Source organism: Streptomyces pratensis (assembly GCF_016804005.1).
Classification (GTDB): Bacteria; Actinomycetota; Actinomycetes; order Streptomycetales; family Streptomycetaceae; genus Streptomyces; species Streptomyces pratensis_A.
In genome coordinates this window covers 1,932,391-1,947,648 of sequence record NZ_CP051486.1, presented here as the reverse complement: position 1 = coordinate 1,947,648, position 15,258 = coordinate 1,932,391, and the positions used below count along the sequence as shown (strand labels likewise).

Sequence of the window (15,258 nt, the reverse complement as noted above, 5' to 3'; positions counted from 1 at the left end):
TCTCGCAGGTCCGGGCGGGTCTCCGAGGTCCGGCAAGGTGAGCGGCGGGCACGTCCACCGGCCGTTGTCGGTGGCGGGGTGCACGATGGGGGGCATGGCCGGTTCCGCACTCGATTCGTTCTCGCCCGCGACCCGCAGCTGGTTCGCGGCGGCCTTCGACGCGCCCACCGCCGCGCAGGAGGGTGCCTGGCGCGCCATCGGTGAGGGTTCGGACGTGCTGGTCGTCGCGCCGACCGGATCGGGCAAGACACTCGCCGCCTTCCTCGCCTCGCTGGACCGTCTGGCGGCCGTCCCGCCGCCCGCCGAGGCGAAGAAGCGCTGCCGGGTGCTGTACGTCTCACCGATGAAGGCTCTCGCCGTCGACGTGGAGCGGAATCTGCGTTCGCCGCTGACCGGTATCCGTCAGGAGTCGGTGCGCCTGGGCCTGCCCGAGCCGGAGGTGCGGGTGGGCATCCGTTCCGGCGACACACCCCCGGCCGAGCGCCGTTCGATGGCGACGAAGCCCCCGGACATCCTGATCACCACTCCGGAGTCGCTGTTCCTGATGCTCACCTCCTCCGCCCGCGATGCGCTGGCCGGGGTGGAGACGGTGATCGTGGACGAGGTGCACGCCGTCGCGGGCACCAAGCGGGGCGCCCATCTCGCTGTTTCGCTGGAGCGTCTGGACGAGCTGCTGCCCCGGCCCGCCCGGCGTATCGGGCTGTCGGCGACGGTCCGCCCGGTCGACGAGGTCGCGCGGTTCCTTTCGCCCCAGCGGAGGGTGGAGATCGTCCAGCCGCCGTCCACCAAGGAGTTCGACCTCTCCGTCGTGGTCCCCGTGGAGGATCTCGGCGAGCTGGGCGGCTCCCCCGCCACCGGTGACGAGGGCGGCCAGGCGGAGAAGCCGTCGATCTGGCCCCATGTCGAGGAGCGGATCGCCGATCTCGTCCAGTCCCACCGTTCCACGATCGTCTTCGCCAACTCCCGGCGGCTGGCGGAGCGCCTGTGCAACCGGTTGAACGAGATCGCCCACGAGCGGGCGACCGGGACCGCGTTCGAGGAGGAAGCGGGTGCCGGTGTCCCGCTGCCCGAGGCTCACTCCCCCGCCGAGATCATGGCCCAGTCCGGGGCTGCGAAAGGGGCGCCTCCCGTCCTTGCCCGGGCGCACCACGGCTCGGTGTCCAAGGAGCAGCGCTCCCAGGTCGAGGAGGACCTCAAGGCGGGCCGGCTGCCGGCCGTGGTCGCCACCTCCAGCCTGGAGCTGGGCATCGACATGGGCGCCGTCGACCTGGTGATCCAGGTCGAGTCGCCGCCGTCCGTGGCCTCGGGGCTTCAGCGGGTGGGCCGTGCAGGGCACCAGGTCGGCGCCGTGTCGACCGGTGTGGTCTTCCCGAAGTACCGCGGCGACCTGGTGCAGGCGGCCGTGGTCACCGAACGGATGCGTGAGGGCGCCATCGAGGCGCTGCGGATCCCGTCCAACCCTCTGGACGTGCTGGCCCAGCAGATCGTCGCCACGGTCGCGCTCGACAGCTGGCAGGCAGACGACCTGCTCGCCCTCGCCCGCCGGGCGGCCCCCTTCGCCTCGCTCCCGGAATCCGCGTTCACCGCCGTGCTCGACATGCTCGCCGGGCGCTATCCGTCCGACGCGTTCGCGGAGTTGCGGCCCCGTGTCGTGTGGGACCGCGTCACCGGTACGGTGACCGGCCGGCCCGGCGCGCAGCGGCTCGCCGTCACCTCGGGCGGCACCATTCCCGACCGCGGGCTGTTCGGCGTCTTCCTGGCCGGAGCGGACCCGAAGAAGGGCGGCGGACGCGTCGGCGAGCTGGACGAGGAAATGGTCTACGAGTCCAGGGTCGGTGACGTCTTCACCCTGGGCACCACGTCCTGGCGGATCGAGGACATCACCAGGGACAGGGTCCTGGTCTCGCCCGCCCCCGGTGTCCCGGGCCGGCTGCCGTTCTGGAAGGGCGACCAACTGGGCCGCCCGCTGGAGCTGGGCCGTGCACTGGGCGCGTTCCTCCGCGAGATCGGCGGACTGTCCTCCGACGACGCCAGACTCCGTCTGCTGGCAGCCGGGCTCGACGCCTGGGCGGCGGACAACATCCTGTCCTACCTCGACGAGCAGCGCAGGGCCTGCGGCCACGTCCCTGACGACCGGACCGTCCTCGTCGAGAGGTTCAGGGACGAGCTGGGCGACTGGCGGGTCGTCGTGCATTCGCCGTTCGGCGCCCAGGTGCACGCACCGTGGGCTCTCGCCCTGTCCGCCAGGCTCGGCGAGCGGTACGGCATGGACGCCCAGGTCATGCACGCGGACGACGGCATCGTGCTGCGGCTGCCCGACGCCGATCTGATGGGCCTCGACCTGCTCGACTTCGATCCGGTACAGGCGGATGGGAGCGGGGCCGACCGCGACCAGGGGCGCGGGGGCGCCGACCAGGATTTCCCCGTCGCGGGATACGACAGCGAGCAGCCCCCCGTCGGGGCAACCGACGTGGTGTTCGACAAGGGCGAGATCAGCCAGGTCGTGACAGAACAGGTCGGAGGATCGGCCCTGTTCGCCTCCCGGTTCCGCGAATGCGCCGCGCGCGCACTGCTGTTGCCCCGGCGCAGTCCGGGAAAGCGCACCCCTCTCTGGCAGCAGCGCCAACGCGCGTCCCAGCTGCTCCAGGTCGCCTCCGAGTTCGGCTCGTTCCCGATCGTCCTCGAAGCCGTCCGCGAATGCCTTCAGGACGTGTTCGACGTCCCCGGCCTCACCGAGCTGATGGGCGACCTGGAGGCGCGCCGCATCCGTCTGGTCGAGGTGACCACGCCCGAGCCGTCACCGTTCGCCCGGTCGCTCCTCTTCGGCTATGTCGCACAGTTCCTGTACGAGGGTGACTCGCCTCTCGCGGAGCGTCGTGCGGCAGCCCTCTCACTCGACTCCCATCTGCTGGCCGAGCTGCTCGGCCAGGCGGAGCTGCGCGAGCTGCTCGACGCCGATGTCCTCGGTGAACTGGAGCAGGAGCTCCAGTGGCTGACCGACGACAGGAAGATCAAGGACATCGAGGGGGTCGCCGACCTGCTGCGCGTCCTCGGCCCCCTCACCGACGCCGAACTGGCGGAACGCGGCGCGGAGCCCGCCTGGGCACCAGAGCTGGAGACGTCCCGGCGCGCTATCCGGATCCGCATCGGCGGAGCCGCTCACTGGGCAGCCGTCGAGGACGCCGGCCGGCTGCGCGACGCGCTCGGGACAGCACTTCCGGTCGGGGTTCCCGAGGCGTTCACCGAACCGGTCAAGGACCCGCTCGGCGACCTCCTCGCCCGGTACGCCCGTACGCACGGCCCGTTCACCAGCACGCAGGCGGCCGGCCGTTTCGGCCTCGGTCCCGCGGTGACGGACGGGGCTCTGCAACGGCTCGCCGCGTCGGGCCGCGTGGTGCAGGGCGAATTCCACCCTGCGGGCATCGGCCAGGAGTGGTGCGATGCCACGGTCCTGCGGCGGTTGCGCCGCCGGTCCCTCGCCGCGCTCCGCCAGGAGCTGGAGCCTGTGCCTCCCGCAGCGCTGGCCGGCTTCCTCCCCCAGTGGCAGCACCTCGGCGACAACAGCCTGCGCGGCATCGACGGACTGGCCCGCGCCATCGAGCAGTTGCAGGGCTCCCCGGTGCCCGCGTCCGCCCTGGAGAAGCTGATCCTCCCGAGCCGCGTCGCGGGCTACACCCCCGCCATGCTCGACGAGCTCACCACCACCGGCGAAGTCGTCTGGGCAGGCGCGGGTGCCCTCCCAGGAAAGGACGGCTGGCTCTCCCTCTACCTGGCGGACAGTGCGCCCCTGCTCCTCCCGCCTCCCCACCCGCTGGAGGAGACCGCACTGCACGAGTCGGTCCTCACCGTCCTTTCCGGCGGCTACGGGCTCTTCTTCCGGCAGATCGCCGATCAGGTCCGGGCCACCACCCACCCGGACTGCGGCGATCCCCAACTGGCCGACGCACTCTGGGACCTGGTCTGGTCCGGGCGTCTCACCAACGACACCCTCGCCCCACTGCGTTCGCTACTCGGCTCGGGGCGCACGGCCGGCTCCACGGCGCACCGCGCGAGGCGCAACGTGCCGCGCGGCCGTTACGGATCCCTGACCGCGGCCGCCCGCCCCGCGTCCCGCACCGGTCCGCCGACGGTGTCGGGGCGCTGGTCGCTGCTTCCCCCGGCCGAGCCCGAGCCGACCCACCGCGCGCATGCCCTGGCCCGGACGCTCCTCGACCGCCACGGTGTGGTGACCCGTGGTGCGGTGCAGGCCGAGGGCGTCGAGGGCGGGTTCTCGGCGGTCTACCGCATCCTTGCCGCGTTCGAGGACAGCGGCCAGGCCCGCCGCGGTTATGTCGTCGAGGGACTGGGCGCGGCACAGTTCGCGATGGACGGTGCCGTGGACCGGCTCAGGGCAGCCTCCACCGCACGCGACCGCGCCGACCCCGGCTCCGCTCCGCGCGCACTGGTCCTCGCGGCAGCCGATCCTGCCAACGCATACGGTGCCGCCCTGCCCTGGCCCGAGTCGCCGGACGGCGCGGGGCACAAGCCGGGGCGCAAGGCGGGCTCCCTGGTGGTTCTCGTGGACGGCGAGCTCACGCTCTACATGGAGCGCGGCGGCAAGTCCCTTCTCGCGTGGCCCACCGATCCCGGGGACCCGGCGCTCCGGGCCGCCGCCGAGGCACTCGCGTCAGCGGCCCGGGCTGGGACGCTCGGCACGGTCACGGTGGAGCGCACCAACGGCGCATCCTCCCTCACGTCCCCGCTGGGCCGCACCCTGGAAGCAGCCGGCTTCCTCGCCACACCACGCGGACTGCGGCTGCGCGCCTGAGGGGCCCGGGCGGGGGCACCACGCGCGGGCCTGTCGGCGCATCATGGATGCATGCCCGAAGGTGACACCGTCCTGCAGACCGCCCGACGCCTCGACGCGGCACTCGCCGGCCAGATGCTGACGGTCTCCGATCTGCGGGTCCCACGGTTCGCCACAGCCGACCTCACCGGCAGGTCTGTGCTGGACGTCACGGCGCGCGGCAAGCATCTGCTCACGCGCTTCCAGGGCGGCCTCACCCTTCACAGCCATCTGCGCATGGAGGGCGCATGGCGCGTGTACGACCACGGCGAGCGGTGGCGGGGCGGCCCCGACCATCAGATCCGCGCCGTGCTCGCCACTGCGGAGCACACCGCCGTCGGCTACCGGCTGCCCGTTCTCGAGCTGCTCCGCACAGAGGACGAGGAGCAGGTCGTGGGCCACCTCGGACCGGATCTGCTGGGGCGTGACTGGGACCCGGAAACCGCTCTGCTGAATCTGCTGGCCGACCCCGGACGTCGCGTCGGCGACGCTCTCCTGGACCAGCGCAACCTCGCCGGTATCGGCAATGTCTACATGTGCGAACTCTGCTTCATGGCACGTGCGACGCCCTGGCTACCGGTCGGCGAGCTGAGCCCGCCCGTCGCCGCCCGTCTTGTCAGCACGGCCAAGCAGCTCCTGGAGGCCAACCGCGACCGTCCGGTACGGACCACGACCAGGGCGACGGCAGTCATGTCGCGAAGGCCCTCACGAGAACGTCTCTTCGTGTACGGACGGGCCGGCCGCCCCTGCCTGCGCTGCCGCACACCCATCCGCAAGGCGGACCGCGACGATCGCCCCACCTACTGGTGTCCCCACTGCCAGTCCGGCCCCACCGGCTAAGGACCGGCCGGCACCGCGCGCGGTCACCGGCTGATACGCAGCAGGCCGTCGGCCAACTGCTCGACGCCGCCACCGCCACCGCCACCGCCACCGCCACCGCCACCGCTAGGAGGGTATGTCCGTCCGGTCCACAGCGGGCCCCTCGGCAGTCCGCTCCGTCCGCGCCGCGGCCGCCACGTGGACCGGCAGGAGGCTCAGGCCCCATCCCCCGGCCGCGACCGCACCCTCGACCAGTCCGGCATGCTCCGGCTCCAGAACCAGCCGCAGCACCGCCCACCACCACACGCCACCGAGGACGAGCGCCGGCACCCATCGCCGCACCATGGCTGCCTCCTCCGGCCGACGCTAGTACGGGACGATGTCCTGGCGGGAGGGCGCACCGGTGCGCTACCGGCGTGCGGGAGCGAGCTGAACAGCGGTGCGCGCTCTCCTGGGGCAGCTGTCGGGAGAGGTGAGCCCGGCCCTCCACCGCAGTTTCCCCCGGGTCCGCGTCTGCTGCATCCGCGGGTCTGCGTCTGCTGCATCCCCCGGGTCCGCGTCTGCTGCATCCCACGGACCCGGACATGCCGGTGCCCCCGGGATCGAGATCCGCGGGGGCACACCGAAGAGCGGTTCGCTCACCTGTCGTCGTCGGTGAGGGAGTCCTTCACACCCTTGGCGCGCTCGCCGGTTCCTCCCATGGCACCCTCCGCCTTGGCCTTGACCTGGTCGGACTTGCCTTCGGCCTCCTTGCGGCGGTCTCCGGTGACCTTGCCGGTCGCTTCCTTGGCCTTGCCCTTGAGCTTGTCCATGGCCTTCTTGTCAGTCACGGCAATTCCCTTCTCACATCGGGGGTTCAGGCACTCTCCGCCTGGAACATCCACGCGTGCTTCTCGAGATCCGCGGTGAGCGTGATGAGGATGTCCTGGCTGACGGGGTCCGGTTCGTCGGTCGCCTCGATCCGCTCCCGCATACGGTCGATGACCACTCGGAGGGCGTCGACGAGCACACGCACCGCGTCAACGTCCTTGATCCAGCCTTCGGGCACGGAATCGATCGCAGTGGTCTTCGCGAGCGTCCGGGACCGGCCGTCCGGGTTCACGCCGACGGCGGAAGCCCTCTCCGCAACCGTGTCCGAGTGCTGCCGCGCGGTGTCGACGACCTCGTCGAGCTGGAGGTGTACGGAGCGGAAGCGCGGGCCGACCACATTCCAGTGGACCTGCTTGGCCACGAGGGAGAGGTCGACCAGATCCACCAGCGCGCCTTGCAGCGCGTCTCCCACGACCTTGCGATCGCCATCGGAAAGGGCGCTCTTCACGACAGACATGCACTTCTCCGTTCAGATAGCTGTTCGACCTACCGTCTATCCACAATGTCACATATGGAGCGAAACGGTCATTCGGGTGGCAGTTCCGAAGAATCGCCACTCCGGCCTCACTGCGCGCCTGCCCCGCGAACGACCCCGCACACCCGGACACGCGAGAGCCCCGGCTCGCCCCATGAGGGGCGGCCGGGGCTCTCGTTCACCACGAACCGTGCGGTCAGGCGGCGACGACATCCACCGCTTCCGCGGGCGCCTTGATGGTCACCCGTCCCGTCGGTACGCCGGCGACCGACGCAACAGAGACGGAATTGAGCATCGGGCGTACTGGTACAGGCACCGCATCACTGGCCGCCGCCGACTCGGCCAGCTCAGCCAGGGACAGTTCATCGCTCACTTCACGCATGAGCTCGGACATCCGTACGTCCAGCGCGTCGCAAATGGCGGAGAGCAGTTCGGAGGATGCCTCCTTCTGCCCCCGCTCCACCTCGGAGAGATAGCCGAGCGAGACTCGGGCGGACGAGGAGACTTCGCGCAGAGTACGGCCTTGGCGCTGGCGCTGCCGACGCAGCACGTCACCAAGCAGGCGACGGAGCAGAATCATCGGTGGCTCCCTCCTCGGACCGCGTAGCCGCATCCTTCACGCCCCACCGTACCGCCTCGCGCTGCGGCCGTGCGGGGAGCGATGTCGTGTTCACTCAGGGCTGCAAACATCAATTCCCCCCGTTCTGTTCCGTATCCTGTGCCCCCGCATTTTCGCCGAGTTCGCCGGAGAGCAGCTCGAGCAGGCTCCGTACACTCTCCTTACGGATGTCCGCCCGCCCGCCGTTCAACCTCAGCTCGGCGACTTTCTGTACGCCACCCGGCCCGGAAACGGCCACGAAGACCGTTCCGACGGGCTTGCCGTCCTGCGGCTCGGGGCCGGCGACCCCGGTGGTCGACACGCCCCAGTCCGCACCGAGGACCCGGCGTGCGCCGACGGCCATCGCCTCGGCCACCTCCGGGTCCACCGCTCCCCGCTCGGCGAGGAGCTCACCGTCGACGCCCAGCACCTCCCGCTTCAGAGGCGTGGCATAGGCCGTGACGGACCCGCGGAAGCACCGAGAGGCTCCGGCCACGGAAGTGAGCTCGGCGGCCACCAGACCGCCCGTGAGGGACTCGGCGACCCCGAGCGTCTCACCGCGCTCCTGAAGCCTCCGCAGCACCTCGGCCGCCGCGGACGTCACCGCTCCGCCTCCGCGGCGCCCCGGCCGCCCGCCACGCGCTCCCCTACCGGCTCCCCCAGGGGCTCGGCGACGTCGTCAGCCGTCTTCCCGCCCACTTCGCCCGCGGTACGCCGCTCTCCGGAGATGTTCTCCACTTCCGCCACCGCAACGACCGCTTCCATGGCGGCGACCCGCTCGGCCGCGAGCCCGCGGCGGCGCAGTACGACGGCCTGACGCACGTAGTCGAGGCCGGTGACGACCGTCAGCACGACGGCGGCCATCATCACCCAGAAGCGCAGTGTCGCCAGGGGGCCCGTCAGCGCGAGGACGTACATGCCCACGGCGATGCCCTGGGCCAGGGTCTTCACCTTCCCGCCGCGGCTCGCCGGGATCACGGAGTGCCGGATGACCCAGAACCGCATGAGTGTGATGCCGAGCTCACGGAAGAGGATCACGCCGGTGATCCACCACGGCAGATCCCCGAGCGCGGACAGACAGATCAGCGCGGCACCCATGATCGCCTTGTCGGCGATCGGGTCGGCGATCTTCCCGAAATCGGTGACCAGGTTGTACGTGCGTGCCAGATGACCGTCGAAGACGTCGGTGATCATCGCGACGGCGAACGCGGCCCAGGCGAACGACCGCCAGACCGGGTCGTACCCACCGTCGTGCAGGAGCAGCATGACGAAGCCCGGTACGAGCAGGAGTCGCACCATCGTGAGGATGTTGGCGATGTTCCACAGGCCGGCCTGGTTGACGGCCGCCGCACCCAGCTTGCCGCCGCGGGGCGCCGGCGTCGCGCCGGAACCGCCTGCCGCGGATGCCGGGGCTCCCGTCATCTGGCTGCCTCCGCAAGCTCGTGGTGTTCGGCCACGAGGTCCACTCCCTCGGTGCCCACTGCCTTCGCTTCGACCATACGGCCCGGCACAAGCCCTTCGCGTGCGGTGAAGATGACCTGGCCGTCCGTTTCCGGCGCCTGGTGGGCGGCTCGGCCCACCGCAACGGGCCCGTCCTCGTCGGACTCAACGGACTCGACGAGGACCTGAAGGGTCTCACCGACCCGCTCCTCGGCACGTTGCGAGGTCAGCTCCTCGGCGAGCTGCGAGATGTGCGCGAGGCGCTCGGCGATGACGTCGGCGTCCAGCTTGTTCTCGTAACCGACCGCCTCGGTGCCCTCCTCGTCGGAGTAACCGAAGACCCCGATGGCGTCCAGGCGCGCGCCCGTGAGGAAGCGTTCGAGCTCGGCGAGGTCGGCCTCCGTCTCACCGGGGAATCCCACGATGAAGTTCGAGCGTGCGCCGGCCTGCGGCGCCTTCGACCGAATGGTGTCCAGGAGCTCGAGGAAGCGGTCCGTGTCACCGAACCGGCGCATCGCGCGCAGGACCCCGGGTGCGGAGTGCTGGAAGGAGAGATCGAAGTAGGGGGCGACCTTGGGCGTCGAGGTGAGCACGTCGATCAGGCCGGGCCGCATCTCGGCCGGCTGCAGATAGCTGACGCGGATCCGCTCGATCCCGTCGACGTCGGCGAGCTCGGGCAGCAGCGTCTCCAGGAGCCTGATGTCCCCAAGGTCCTTGCCGTACGAGGTGTTGTTCTCGGAGACGAGCATGACCTCCTTGACACCCTGCTCGGCGAGCCAGCGGGTCTCTCCCAGGACGTCGGAGGGCCGTCGCGAGATGAAGGAGCCGCGGAAGGACGGGATGGCGCAGAACGAGCAGCGCCGGTCACAGCCCGAGGCGAGCTTCACCGAGGCGACCGGGCTGGTCCCCAGCCTGCGGCGCAGCGGCGCCCTCGGCCCGGAGACCGGCGCGACACCTTCCGGCAGGTCTGCGGGAGCCGGCGCGATCTCCTGGGAGTGTCCGGGCAGCGCGACGGCGGCGTCCTGCCGCTCGGCCGGACTGATCGGCAGCAGCTTGCGCCGGTCGCGAGGCGTGTGGGAGGCGTGGATGCCGCCGTTGAGGATGGTCTGCAGGCGGTCGGAGATGTCGGCGTAGTCGTCGAATCCGAGGACGCCGTCCGCTTCCGGCAGCGCCTCGGCGAGGTCCTTGCCGTAGCGCTCGGCCATGCAGCCGACGGCCACGACGGCCTGGGTTCTGCCGTGATCCTTCAGATCATTGGCTTCGAGCAGGGCGTCGACGGAGTCCTTCTTGGCGGCTTCGACGAATCCACAGGTGTTGACGACGGCGACATCCGCGTCCGTGGCGTTCTCGACGAGCTCCCAGCCGTCCGCTGCCAAGCGGCCTGCGAGCTCCTCCGAGTCCACCTCGTTACGGGCGCAGCCAAGAGTGACAAGGGCGACGGTACGGCGTTCGGGCATGGGCTCAAGACTACTTTGTCCCGGCACTCGCCCTGCCGAGCAGGGTTCACCGCTACGGGGAGTGACCGAACAGCTGGTGAAGAGGAGGGAGCACGAGGACTACGCCGAAACGGTGAGTGCCCAGCAGGACTGCCGGATACTCACCGTCGGTGGAGCATGGAGCGGAAGGGGTCAGCCGACTTCGGGGTCACCCTTGGTGTACGAAAGCCGTTCGACCTGTCCCGACTCGAACTGGTCGTCGATCTTCTTGCCGTTCACGAAGAGATCGATCGCTCCGGCGTCCCCAAGGACGAGGTCGACCCGCTCCTTGTCCTGGAAGGTCTTGGAGTCGCCCTGGGCCAGCAGCCCGTCGAAGAGCATCCGCCCGTTGTGGTCCTTGGCGGAGATCCAGCTCTTGCCCTCGGTGGCGCTCAGCCTGACGGTCACCTTGTCCCGCGGAGCGGCGGCGATGACGCTTTCGGACGGTACGGGCTTGGGGTCGACGGGCTTGGTCGTGGTGGGCTTGGGCTTGGTCTTGTCGGGTGTCGATCCCTCGGCGACCTGCGCCGACGAACCCTCGTCCTCGCCGCTGAAGAGCGTGAAGCCGACGAAGCCGACCACGGCGACGATCGCGGCGACCATGGCCGCGGTCCAGTTGGGACGGCGGGGTTCGGAACGGATCCTCTCCGCCTCGAACAGCGGCGCCGCCGGCGTGGGCGCGGGACCGCCGCCGTGCTCGGCGTCGAACTCCGCGATCAGTGGACCGGGGTCGAGCAGGACGGCGCGGGCGAGCATACGGATGTGGCCGCGGGCGTACACGTCGCCGCCGCAGCGGGAGAAGTCGTCCTCCTCGATCGCGTGCACGATGGGCATGCGCACCCGGGTGGAGCTGCTGACTTCCTCGACAGTCAGACCCGCGGCGATACGGGCCTGCTGAAGCGCGCGACCGATGGAAGGCCGGTCGTCTTCGGGGGAGTTGCCGATGGACACGGGGGCGCCTTTCGAGCGTGAGCCACCTGCTGGATGTTCAGTCTAGGGGTGGTACGAAAGGGTGGGGCAACCGGGAGCGACGACTTTGTACGCCATCGGGTTCGCGGGACAGCCCCTCGGGCAGGACACGGGACGGAGAGCGCGACGGATCATCCCGCTGCTCCTTCCTTCAACTTGACGTACGGCCGGGCGAAACGGTTGCCCGCAAAACTCTTACGAAGCGGTTTCCCCACGAATGACGGCCAACACGCCGTCGAGTTCGTCCGGTTTCACCATGACATCGCGGGCCTTGGAACCCTCGCTGGGACCCACGATGTTGCGCGACTCCATCAAGTCCATCAGCCGACCGGCCTTCGCGAAGCCGACCCGCAGCTTGCGCTGGAGCATCGATGTCGAGCCGAACTGGGTGGAGACCACCAGTTCGGCCGCCTGGCAGAGCAGATCGAGGTCGTCGCCGATGTCCTCGTCGATCTCCTTCTTCTGCTTGGTGCCGACCACCACGTCCTCGCGGAAGACCGGCGCCATCTGATCCTTGCAGTGCTGGACGACGGCCGCGACCTCGGCCTCGGTGACGAAGGCCCCTTGCATACGGGTCGGCTTGTTCGCCCCCATCGGCAGGAACAGACCGTCACCCTTTCCGATGAGCTTCTCGGCTCCGGGCTGGTCGAGAATGACCCGGCTGTCCGCGAGCGAGGAGGTCGCGAAGGCGAGCCGGGAGGGCACATTGGCCTTGATCAGACCGGTCACGACATCCACCGAGGGCCGCTGGGTGGCGAGCACCAGGTGAATGCCGGCGGCTCGAGCCAGCTGGGTGATCCGGACGATGGAGTCCTCGACGTCACGGGGGGCGACCATCATGAGGTCCGCCAGCTCGTCGACGATGACCAGCAGGTAGGGGTACGGCGAGAGCTCCCGTTCGCTGCCTTCGGGCGCTTTGGCCTTGCCGCTGCGTACCGCGTGGTTGAAGTCGTCGATGTGGCGGAATCCGTAGGCGGCGAGGTCGTCGTAGCGGAGATCCATCTCCCGCACGACCCATTGGAGTGCCTCGGCGGCCTTCTTCGGGTTGGTGATGATGGGCGTGATGAGGTGCGGAATGCCCTCGTAGGCGGTGAGCTCGACCCGCTTCGGGTCGACGAGCACCATCCGCACGTCCTCCGGTGTCGCCCGCACCATGATCGAGGTGATCAGACAGTTGATGCAGGAGGACTTACCGGAACCGGTCGCACCGGCGACCAGGACGTGGGGCATGTTCGCCAGGTTGGCCATCTCGTAGCCGCCCTCGACGTTCTTGCCGAGCGCGACCAGCATGGGGTGGTCGTCCTCGGCCGCGTCCGCGAGGCGAAGGACGTCACCGAGGTTGACCATCTCCCGGTCGGAGTTGGGGATCTCGATGCCGACGGCCGACTTGCCGGGAATCGGGGAGATGATCCGGACGTCCGGGCTGGCGACGGCGTAGGCGATGTTCTTGGTGAGGGCGGTGATCCGCTCGACCTTGACGGCGGGGCCAAGCTCCACCTCGTAGCGGGTGACTGTCGGGCCGCGGGTGAAGCCGGTGACGGACGCGTCGACCTTGAACTCCGTGAAGACGTTGGTCAGGGAGGCGACGACCGCGTCGTTGGCGGCGCTGCGCGTCTTGCCGGGACCACCGCGCTCCAGCAGGTCCAGCGAAGGCAGCGAGTAGGTGATGTCGCCGGAGAGCTGAAGCTGCTCGGCACGGGCGGGCAACGCTCCGGAGCGCTCCGGAGCGGGCTTCGTCAGGTCGGGGACTCCCCTGGAGGCCGAGGCGCCCTTCTCGGCGCCCCCGCCGCCGGAGGGAGCCTTCTCGGCCGACCGCGCGCCGGGGACCGGGGTGCCGGTCCGCTCCCGCTCCCTGTCCGTGGAGACACCCTGGGTCAGGTCGGCGACGACCGGAGACGGGGGCATCCCGTTGAGCACCGCCCCGTCGAGCGCGGCCGCCGCGGCGGCCGCGACGTCCACGGCGTCCATGGGCCGGTTCATCGCGGGCTGGGCGGATGCCCGGCGGGGCCGGCGCCGCTTGGCCGGCGCCTCCCCCTCGGCCTGATCGGGGTCGTGGGCGCCCTCCAGGTCCGGGCGTCGCGCCGAGGAACGCCGCGAGCCGTCGGCCATGCCCTCGCGCCACTGCTCGTCGTACCGCTCGTCGTCGCTCCCGTCCCCCTCGCCCGGCGCGTACACCGGGTCGACGATGCCGAGCCTGACGCCGAGCTGCCGCAGCCGCCGGGGAATGGCGTTGACCGGGGTCGCGGTGACGACCAGAAGTCCGAAGACCGTCAGCAGCAGGAGCAGCGGGACCGCGAGGACCTCACCCATCATGAAGACGAGGGGCTGGGAGGCCCCCCATCCGATCAGCCCTCCCGCGTCCTGCATGGCCCCGGTGCCGTCCTCCCGGCCCGGTGAGCCGCAGGCGATGTGCACCTGGCCGAGCACGCCGATGACGAGTGCGGACAGCCCGATGACGATGCGGCCGTTGGCCTCGGGCTTCTCCGGATAGAGGATCAGCCGTACCGCGACGGCGCCCAGCAGTATCGGTACCAGCAGGTCGAGCCGGCCGAACGCCCCCGTCACGAGCATCTTCACCAGGTCGCCGACGGGGCCCTTCAGATGGGACCAGGTGCCCGCCGCCACGACCAGCGCGAGGCCGAGGAGGAGCAGGGCGAGTCCGTCCTTGCGGTGCGCCGGGTCAAGTCCCTTCGCCCCGCGCCCTATGGAGCGGAAGACGGCCCCGACGCCGTGCGCGGTACCGAGCCAGAGCGCACGGACGAGCCTGTACACGCCCCCCGTGGGGGACGGTGCGGGTTTGGGTGCCGTCTTCTTCGCCGCCGCCTTCTTGGCGGGTGCCTTTTTGCCGGGCGCTGCTTTCTTCGCAGCCGCCTTCTTGGCGGGCGCGGCTTTCTTCGCCGGTCCCTGGGTACGGCCGGCACCCTTCGCGGTGCCCGCCGTACCCAGGGAACCCTTGCCGGACGTACGTGAGGCCATGTGACTGAGGTTACCGGTGTCGACGTCGGTGGACACGTGTGCCTACGGCTTCACCCTTCCGTGTCGCCCTTGCACAGGCGCCGAACTGACGTCCCTTCAGCCGTGGCAGGTCAGCTCTGTGTGGGCAGGGTGGCCGCGGAACCGCCCGTACCGGGCTCCAGCGCGTCGAGCGCGCGGCGCAGTCCGGTGAGCTTGCGCTCGAGATGAGCCGCGGTGGCCACGGCTGCCGCGTCCGCCGACTCGTCGTCCAACTGCTTGGAGAGGGCCTCCGCCTGCTCCTCGACCGCGGCGAGCCGTGCCGAGAGCTCGGCGAGGAGACCGGCCGGCTCCTTCTCGTCGGCGCCCTGGTGGGCCCCGCCTTCGAGCTGGAGGCGCAGCAACGCCGCCTGTTCGCGCAGCTGACAGTTCTTCATGTACAGCTCGACGAAGACCGAGACCTTGGCGCGCAGCACCCACGGGTCGAAGGGCTTCGAGATGTAGTCCACCGCACCCGCCGCATAACCCCGGAAGGTGTGATGCGGGCCGTGGTTGATCGCGGTCAGGAAGATGATCGGGATGTCCCGGGTCCGCTCCCGCCGCTTGATGTGCGCGGCCGTCTCGAATCCGTCCATGCCGGGCATCTGTACGTCCAGCAGAATGACCGCGAAATCGTCCGTGAGCAGCGCCTTGAGCGCTTCCTCCCCTGACGATGCCCGGACCAGTGTCTGATCGAGCGCAGAGAGGATGGCCTCCAGCGCCAGCAGATTCTCCGGCCGGTCATCGACCAGGAGGATCTTGGCCTTCTGCACCATGGCCCGTCCTCCTCGCCCCG

General features: G+C 70.3%; 12 protein-coding genes. 2 read left to right on the top strand and 10 right to left on the bottom strand.

Going from position 1 to position 15,258, the window contains the following annotated elements; translation table 11 throughout:
* Positions 1–94 precede the first annotated feature (94 nt).
* Positions 95–4,807, top strand: coding sequence for a DEAD/DEAH box helicase (locus tag HED23_RS08655; protein ID WP_203182819.1), 4,713 nt, complete (start codon positions 95–97; stop codon positions 4,805–4,807).
* Positions 4,808–4,858: 51 nt separating this feature from the next.
* Positions 4,859–5,665 (top strand): Fpg/Nei family DNA glycosylase, encoded by an 807-nt coding sequence (locus HED23_RS08650; protein ID WP_203182818.1) that lies wholly within the window; start codon positions 4,859–4,861, stop codon positions 5,663–5,665.
* 105 nt (positions 5,666–5,770) lie between these two features.
* Here the strand turns inward: HED23_RS08650 and HED23_RS08645 are convergent, their stop codons facing one another.
* The 10 genes from HED23_RS08645 to HED23_RS08600 form a co-directional block, all read right to left on the bottom strand.
* Positions 5,771–5,989: a hypothetical protein gene (locus HED23_RS08645; protein WP_203182817.1), complete on the bottom strand. Its 219-nt coding sequence runs from the start codon at positions 5,987–5,989 to the stop codon at positions 5,771–5,773.
* 293 nt (positions 5,990–6,282) lie between these two features.
* The gene (locus HED23_RS08640) at positions 6,283–6,474 is read right to left on the bottom strand and encodes a CsbD family protein (RefSeq protein WP_238441877.1); all 192 of its coding nucleotides are present in this window, start codon (positions 6,472–6,474) and stop codon (positions 6,283–6,285) included.
* Positions 6,475–6,500: 26 nt separating this feature from the next.
* Positions 6,501–6,971, bottom strand: a complete 471-nt coding sequence (locus HED23_RS08635; RefSeq protein ID WP_203182816.1) for a Dps family protein — start codon at positions 6,969–6,971, stop codon at positions 6,501–6,503.
* A 214-nt stretch (positions 6,972–7,185) separates the two neighbouring features.
* Positions 7,186–7,569, bottom strand: coding sequence for a helix-turn-helix domain-containing protein (locus HED23_RS08630; protein ID WP_014153702.1), 384 nt, complete (start codon positions 7,567–7,569; stop codon positions 7,186–7,188).
* A gap of 109 nt (positions 7,570–7,678) precedes the next feature.
* Positions 7,679–8,191 (bottom strand): CinA family protein, encoded by a 513-nt coding sequence (locus tag HED23_RS08625; RefSeq protein ID WP_203182815.1) that lies wholly within the window; start codon positions 8,189–8,191, stop codon positions 7,679–7,681.
* Positions 8,188–9,009 carry a CDP-diacylglycerol--glycerol-3-phosphate 3-phosphatidyltransferase gene (gene pgsA / locus HED23_RS08620; protein WP_203182814.1) on the bottom strand — a complete coding sequence of 274 codons (822 nt, stop codon included), beginning with the start codon at positions 9,007–9,009 and terminating at the stop codon, positions 8,188–8,190. The genes HED23_RS08625 and pgsA overlap by 4 nt, the downstream gene beginning before the upstream one ends.
* Positions 9,006–10,484 (bottom strand): 30S ribosomal protein S12 methylthiotransferase RimO, encoded by a 1,479-nt coding sequence (gene rimO, locus HED23_RS08615; protein ID WP_203182813.1) that lies wholly within the window; start codon positions 10,482–10,484, stop codon positions 9,006–9,008. The genes pgsA and rimO overlap by 4 nt, the downstream gene beginning before the upstream one ends.
* A 171-nt stretch (positions 10,485–10,655) precedes the next feature.
* Positions 10,656–11,453: a helix-turn-helix domain-containing protein gene (locus tag HED23_RS08610; protein WP_203182812.1), complete on the bottom strand. Its 798-nt coding sequence runs from the start codon at positions 11,451–11,453 to the stop codon at positions 10,656–10,658.
* Between the two features lie 213 nt (positions 11,454–11,666).
* Entirely contained in the window at positions 11,667–14,447 is a 2,781-nt protein-coding gene (locus tag HED23_RS08605; RefSeq protein ID WP_203182811.1) for a DNA translocase FtsK, read from the bottom strand.
* A gap of 110 nt (positions 14,448–14,557) precedes the next feature.
* Complete coding sequence (locus HED23_RS08600; protein ID WP_203182810.1) at positions 14,558–15,238, bottom strand: response regulator; 681 nt, start codon at positions 15,236–15,238, stop codon at positions 14,558–14,560.
* Positions 15,239–15,258 lie beyond the last annotated feature (20 nt).